The organism is Streptomyces sp. NPDC055078 (assembly GCF_053607985.1).
In genome coordinates this window covers 1-3,660 of record NZ_JBSGUP010000764.1, presented here as the reverse complement: position 1 = coordinate 3,660, position 3,660 = coordinate 1, and the positions used below count along the sequence as shown (strand labels likewise).

Genomic DNA, 3,660 nt, shown 5'->3' with positions numbered 1-3,660 from the left:
CTGGAGGTGACCGGTACTAATAGGCCGAGGGCTTGACCATCGATTGCTCGCGTCCACTGTGTTGGTTCTGAAACCACGAACAACCGCACCCCCCATGACACGCATCGCGTGTGTGGGCTGAGGGTGGCGGGTTGTGTGTTTCATTGTGTTTCGGTGGTCATAGCGTGTGGGGAACGCCCGGTTACATTCCGAACCCGGAAGCTAAGCCATACTGCGCCGATGGTACTGCAGGGGGGACCCTGTGGGAGAGTAGGACACCGCCGAACAATTATTGGGTGAGGGCCTTGTACCGGATGACCGGTACAAGGCCCTCACGCATTTCCGATGCATTTTCGGGGACGGTACGAGCCACGGGCCCCCTGTGCACGTCACCCGCTTGGCCTGAGGGTAGGGTCGGGGGGCATCGTAGGCACGTTCACAGGAGGCCCCCGGGTGGAGGTCCAGGAGACCGGCGTTCAGACGGACCGGGTTCTCACCATCCCCAACATCCTCAGCATGGCGCGTCTCGCCGGTGTCCCGCTCTTCCTGTGGCTGATTCTCCGTCCTGAGTTCGGGGGGCCGAAGAGCGATGGGTGGGCATTGCTCGTGCTCATGCTCAGCGGTGTCAGCGATTATCTCGACGGCAAGCTGGCGCGGCGATGGAACCAGGTCAGCAGCCTGGGACGGCTGCTCGACCCGGCCGCCGACCGCTTGTACATCCTGTCCACCCTGGTAGGGCTGACCTGGCGGGACATACTCCCCCTCTGGCTCACCGCAGCGCTTGTGGCGCGGGAGCTGATGCTGCTGGTCATGGTGGGTATCCTCCGCCGGCACGGTTATCCGCCGCCCCAGGTGAACTTCCTGGGCAAGGCCGCCACCTTCAACTTGATGTATGCCTTCCCCTTGCTGCTGCTGAGTGACGGGTCAGGGTGGCTGGCGTCACTTTCTGCTATTTTCGGATGGGCGTTCGCCGGATGGGGTACAACTCTGTATTGGTGGGCAGGGATCCTCTATGTGGTCCAGGTCCGCCGACTCGTCAAGGCGGACGCAGTGGCCGATTGACCTCGTCGATGCGGAGCCGTGCAGTGTCGCCGGCCGCGCATGACGCCAGAGGGCCTCTTTGGACGGGCGAAGTCGGCTAGACCGTCTCTCTCAAGGAGGACGCTTCCGACATGAAGGCCGTCGTGATGGCCGGTGGCGAAGGAACCCGACTTCGCCCCATGACTTCAAGCATGCCCAAGCCGCTCCTGCCGGTCGCCAATAGGCCGATCATGGAGCATGTGCTGAGGCTGCTGAAGCGGCATGGGCTCAATGAGACCGTCGTAACCGTGCAGTTTCTGGCATCGCTTGTCAGGAACTATTTCGGCGACGGTGAAGAGCTCGGAATGGAGCTGACCTATGCCAATGAGGAGAAGCCGCTCGGCACCGCAGGCAGTGTGAAGAATGCCGAGGAAGCGCTGAAGGACGACGCCTTCCTCGTCATTTCAGGCGACGCGCTCACAGATTTCGACCTCACGGATCTGATCTCCTTCCACAAGGAGAAGGGCGCGATGGTCACCGTGTGTCTGACACGCGTGCCCAATCCTCTGGAATTCGGCATCACCATCGTCGATGAGGAGGGCAAGGTCGAACGCTTCCTGGAGAAGCCGACCTGGGGCCAGGTGTTCTCGGACACCGTCAACACCGGGATCTATGTCATGGAGCCGGAAGTCTTCGACTATGTCCAGGCCGATGTCTCCGTCGACTGGTCCGGCGATGTGTTCCCGCAGTTGATGAAGGAAGGCAAGCCGATCTACGGCTATATCGCCGAAGGCTACTGGGAGGACGTCGGTACTCACGAGAGCTATGTGAAGGCTCAGGCCGATGTGCTGGAGCGCAAGGTCGAGGTGGACGTGGACGGGTTCGAGATCTCGCCCGGCGTCTGGGTCGCCGAGGGCGCCGAGGTGCATCCGGACGCCGTACTGCGCGGGCCTCTCTATATCGGTGACTACGCCAAGGTCGAAGCCGATGTGGAGATCCGCGAGCACACCGTTGTCGGGTCCAACGTCGTCGTCAAGAGCGGTGCCTTCCTGCACAAGGCCGTGATCCACGACAATGTGTACATCGGAGAGCACTCGAACCTTCGCGGCTGTGTGATCGGCAAGAACACCGACATCATGCGGTCGGCCCGTATCGAGGACGGTGCGGTCATCGGCGACGAGTGCCTCGTCGGTGAAGAATCGATCGTTCAGGGCAATGTACGGGTCTACCCGTTCAAGACCATCGAGGCCGGCGCGTTCGTGAACACCTCGGTCATCTGGGAGTCGAGGGGGCAGGCGCATCTCTTCGGCACCAGGGGAGTGTCCGGGATCCTCAATGTGGAGATCACCCCGGAGCTGGCCGTGCGGCTGGCCGGGGCGTATGCCACCACCTTGAAGAAGGGCGCGACCGTCACCACGGCGCGGGACCACTCGCGTGGTGCCCGGGCGCTCAAGCGGGCCGTGATCTCCGCGCTCCAGGCCAGTGCCATCGATGTACGGGACCTGGAGAACGTCCCACTGCCGGTCGCGCGCCAGCAGACCGCGCGCGGCAGCGCCGGAGGCATCATGATCCGTACGTCGCCGGGGGTGCCCGACTCCGTCGACATCATGTTCTTCGACGAGCGCGGAGCCGACCTCTCCCAGGCAGGGCAGCGGAAGCTGGACCGGGTGTACGCGCGGCAGGAGTACCGGAGAGCGTTCCCCGGTGAGATCGGGGACCTGTACTTCCCGGCGAGCGTCTTCGACTCGTACACCGGCTCTCTCCTGCGCAATGTCGACATCACAGGGATCGCCGAGTCCGGGCTGAAGCTCGTCGTCGACGCCTCCAACGGAAGTGCCGGGCTCGTCCTGCCGAGCCTGCTGGGGCGGCTCGGGGTCGATGCCCTGACCATCAATCCGGGGCTGGACGAGGCCAGGCCCACGGAGACGGCGGATACACGCCGGGCCGGTCTGGTGCGCCTCGGGGAGATCGTGGCGTCCGCGAGAGCGGCCTTCGGGGTGCGGTTCGATCCCGTCGGCGAACGGCTCTCCCTCGTCGACGAGCGCGGGCGCATCATCGAGGACGACCGTGCGCTGCTCGTGATGCTCGACCTGGTGGCGGCGGAACGGCGGAGCGGGCGGGTGGCCCTGCCGGTGACCACCACACGTATCGCCGAGCAGGTGGCGGCGTACCACGGCACCCAGGTGGAGTGGACGACGACCTCGCCCGACGATCTGACCCGGGTGGGCCGTGAGGACAGCACCATCTTCGGCGGGGACGGGCGCGGCGGGTTCATCGTGCCGGAGTTCAGCAGCGTTTTCGACGGCACCGCGGCCCTCGTACGGCTGGTGGGGCTGGTGGCCCGTACGCAGCTCACCCTGAGCCAGATCGACTCCCGGATTCCGCGGGCGCATGTGCTCAAGCGTGATCTCGCCACGCCCTGGGCGGTCAAGGGACTCGTCATGCGGCGGGTGGTGGAGGCCGCCGACGAGCGGCATGTGGACACGACCGACGGTGTGCGGGTGGTCGAGACCGACGGCCGTTGGGTGATGGTGCTGCCCGACCCGTCGGAGGCCGTCACTCATTTGTGGGCGGAAGGGCCCGATGACGCATCGGCGCAGGCGCTGCTCAACGAGTGGTCGGCCGTCGTGGACAGCGCAGGTCACTGACGTGTGACGGGAG

General features: G+C 64.9%; 2 protein-coding genes and 1 rRNA gene. All 3 read left to right on the top strand.

Translation table 11 applies throughout. From position 1 onward, the window contains the following. Positions 1-149 precede the first annotated feature (149 nt). The 3 genes from rrf to ACWF94_RS36265 all read left to right on the top strand — a co-directional run bounded on the left by rrf (position 150) and on the right by ACWF94_RS36265 (position 3,647). Positions 150-266: ribosomal RNA gene (gene rrf, locus ACWF94_RS36275) — 5S ribosomal RNA — on the top strand. 166 nt (positions 267-432) lie between these two features. Beyond that, positions 433-1,041, top strand: a complete 609-nt coding sequence (locus ACWF94_RS36270; protein ID WP_453498763.1) for a CDP-alcohol phosphatidyltransferase family protein — start codon at positions 433-435, stop codon at positions 1,039-1,041. Positions 1,042-1,151: 110 nt separating this feature from the next. After that, a complete protein-coding gene (locus ACWF94_RS36265) occupies positions 1,152-3,647 on the top strand; it encodes a sugar phosphate nucleotidyltransferase (RefSeq protein ID WP_453498760.1) in 2,496 nt (831 codons plus the stop codon). Positions 3,648-3,660 lie beyond the last annotated feature (13 nt).